Origin of the sequence: Spirillospora sp. NPDC049652 (assembly GCF_040675125.1) — a bacterium.
GTDB lineage: Bacteria > Actinomycetota > Actinomycetes > Streptosporangiales > Streptosporangiaceae > Spirillospora.
Genome location: NZ_JBFAOF010001135.1, coordinates 1 through 2,074 on the forward strand (window position 1 = coordinate 1; position 2,074 = coordinate 2,074).

Here is a 2,074-nt window from a genome sequence, read left to right on the forward strand (position 1 = left end):
CTCACCCCCGCCGACGTGCAGGAACTCGGCAAGCCGTACGGCCGCTGGGCGGGCTGATCATCGAGGGGGCCGCGCTCGGCTGGACGTCCGGGCGCGTGCTCGGCTGCGCGGCGGTCGCCGCCGCCGCGCTCGCCCTGTTCGTCGCGCACGCGCTGCGCGCGGACGAGCCGCTGATCGACGTCCGGTTCTTCCGCAGCCTGCCGTTCTCCGGGGCGACCCTCATCGCGATCAGCGGGTTCGCGGCGCTCGCCGGGTTCCTGTTCCTCAACTCGATCTACCTGCAGAGCGTCCGGGGGCTGAGCGCGCTGCACGCCGGGCTGTACCTGCTGCCGATGGCGGCGGTGACCGGCGTGGTAGCGCCGCTGTCGGGACGCCTCACCGGATCGCGGGGCCCGCGCCTCCCGCTCCAGCTCGCCGGGGTGACGATGCTGGCCAGCGCGCTGCTGTTCGCCGTGTTCGACGGCGAGACCCACGACGCGACCCTGTTCGCCGCCTACGCGCTGTTCGGGTTCGGGTTCGGCATGGTGAACTCGCCGATCACCAACACCGCCGTGTCCGGGATGCCGCGCGCCCAGGCGGGGGTCGCCGCGGCGGTCGCGTCCACCAGCCGCCAGATCGGCCAGGCCCTCGGCGTCGCCGTCTTCGGCGCGGTCATCGGGGTCGCGGGCGCGTCGGCGCACGGCGGCGCGGGACAGGGAGGCGGGAGACAGGGAGGCGGGGCCGTGGCGAGCGCGGGCTTCGTGGACGCCGCCCGGCCCGCCTACTGGATCATGGCGGGATGCGCGGTGGCGGTGCTGCTCCTGGGTACCATCACCACCGGACGCCGCGCCGCCCGTACCGCGGAGCGGGCCGCCGCACTCACCGCGACCGACACGGCCAGGAGCCCGGTGACCACCACATGACCAGCGATCCGTCCGCACCGGACTCCGGGCACGCGCCGTCCCCGTCCCACACCGCGGCCGCTGGCGCGGACGCCGAGTCCGATCCGGTCCGGCGCACCTGGAAGCACCTGCACGAGCTGCTCCACACGCACGGCGACCGGCGTCGCCAGGTGACCGAGGCACTCGGCATGAGCTTCTTCCGCATCAAGGCGCTGCGCCGCGTCGCGCGCGGGCCCGTCGCCCTGCGCGACCTGGCGAGCGAGCTGCTCACCGACCGCCCCTACACGACCCTCGTGGTGGACGACCTGACCGAGCGCGGCCTGGTCGAGCGCATCCCGAACCCGTCCGACCGGCGGTCCAAGCTCGTCCGCGCGACCGAGGCGGGCCTGGCGGCCGCCGCCGAGGCCGAGGCGATCCTCGGCACCCCGCCGCCCGCGATGTACGAACTGCCGCCGGACGACCTCGCCGCGCTCGACCGCATCGTCGTCCGCATCCTCACCGGCCCCGGGACCGGAACCGGGGAGCAGCCGCCCGCACCCGCCTGGTCGCCCGAGTTCTGACCCGCCCGGTTCCCGTCCGCCCGCTCTCGGGCGGACCGCCGGGTCAGGACGGGCGGTTGTGGCCGGCGTCGGTGTCCATGCGGGCCCAGGCGGCGTCCCACAGGTCGTCGCGGTGGCGGTCGCAGCGGCGGCGGACGAGCAGGTAGACGCCGAGGAGCGGGAGCACGACGGCGAGGCCCGCGCCGGTCGCGGCGTACCCCGCGTCGGTGACCGTCCGGCCGTGCGGACGCGGCGGCGTCGTGGCCGTGCCCTTCACATCGACCCAGATCGCGTGCCGCGACCCGGCCTTGGCGTCCTTCCAGCTCGTCAGGACGCCGACGCGGGAGCTGCCGTCCGGGGCCGTCCAGCGGGCGCGCAGCGCCTGGTGGACGTAGCGGTCGCCGGTCGAGCCGACACCGACCGCCTCGGCGGTCGCGACCGTCCGGTAGCGGGCGGCGCGCTCGGTGTGCTCCGCCTGCATCCCGGCCCGGTACGACCAGCGCGCGCACGTCACGGCCGCGAGCGGGACGGCGACCAGCGCCAGCCCGAGCAGCACGAACGCGACGGCGCGCTGGACGCGGTCGACCGGACGGCGCAGCTCGCTCGGCAGCAGGCCCGCTCGGCGCGCCCACCGGAGCGTCCGCGCGCCGGCCG

3 protein-coding genes are annotated in these 2,074 nt (G+C 76.4%); 2 read left to right on the top strand and 1 reads right to left on the bottom strand.

Features of this window, described 5'->3' with window-relative positions; all coding sequences use genetic code 11:
• Both AB0J52_RS37780 and AB0J52_RS37785 read left to right on the top strand, forming a co-directional pair.
• On the top strand, window positions 1-902 hold a 902-nt coding region (locus AB0J52_RS37780; protein ID WP_500187784.1), incomplete at its 5' end, for an MFS transporter.
• A complete protein-coding gene (locus tag AB0J52_RS37785) occupies window positions 899-1,441 on the top strand; it encodes a MarR family winged helix-turn-helix transcriptional regulator (RefSeq protein WP_500187785.1) in 543 nt (180 codons plus the stop codon). The genes AB0J52_RS37780 and AB0J52_RS37785, both read left to right, overlap by 4 nt.
• A gap of 43 nt (window positions 1,442-1,484) precedes the next feature.
• Here AB0J52_RS37785 and AB0J52_RS37790 read toward each other — a convergent pair.
• On the bottom strand, window positions 1,485-2,074 hold a 590-nt coding region (locus AB0J52_RS37790), incomplete at its 5' end, for an Rv1733c family protein (protein ID WP_500187787.1).